The sequence below is a fragment of the Xenorhabdus indica genome, assembly GCF_014467235.1.
In the GTDB taxonomy this organism is placed as follows: Bacteria; Pseudomonadota; Gammaproteobacteria; order Enterobacterales; family Enterobacteriaceae; genus Xenorhabdus; species Xenorhabdus indica.
The window spans coordinates 1-611 of record NZ_NKHP01000112.1 but is presented as its reverse complement, the minus strand read 5'-3'; the positions used below and the strand labels follow the sequence as shown (position 1 = coordinate 611).

General features: G+C 50.7%; 1 protein-coding gene. It reads left to right on the top strand.

What is annotated here, in order from left to right; genetic code table 11:
- The coding region (locus Xind_RS19725) for a site-specific integrase (RefSeq protein WP_187650966.1) at positions 1–611 on the top strand (611 nt) is incomplete at both ends.

Here is a 611-nt window from a genome sequence, read left to right as displayed (position 1 = left end):
AAAATTCTGAGTAAATCCCAGATAACCCGCCTCTATTTGCTGATGGGACAGTATGAGGAAGAAGAGCGCAGGCAGGTAATTCCCCGGGGAGGCCGCTGTGCGTTGTACCCGACCGGCTATTGGCTGACGGTACTGGATACGTTCCGGTTAACGGGGATGCGCCAGAATCAGCTATTGCACCTGCGGCTACGGGATATCAATCTGGACAGCAATTATATTGTTCTGCGGGTCGAAGGGAGTAAAAACCACAGTGAATGGCGGATACCGATGATCCGGCAGCTTAAACCCCGCTTGGCGAAACTGGTTGAACAGGCAAAAGCCTGCGGGGCGAAAAACGATTATCCGCTGTTTGATTTAAGTCGTCTGGATTTGCACGCTCATGGACGGATGAGCCGTTACCGGTATGATCACGATAAAGAAAGGCAGCATATCCGTTCGTTCTTCAACCGGTTGTCGAAAGAGTGTGGTTTTGCCGTTTCCCCTCACCGTTTTCGTCATACACTGGCCACTGAGCTGATGAAAGCACCGGATCGTAATTTGCAGCTGGTCAGGTGTTTGCTGGGTCATCGTAGTCTGGCAACCACCCTGGAATATATTGATATCGATATGGA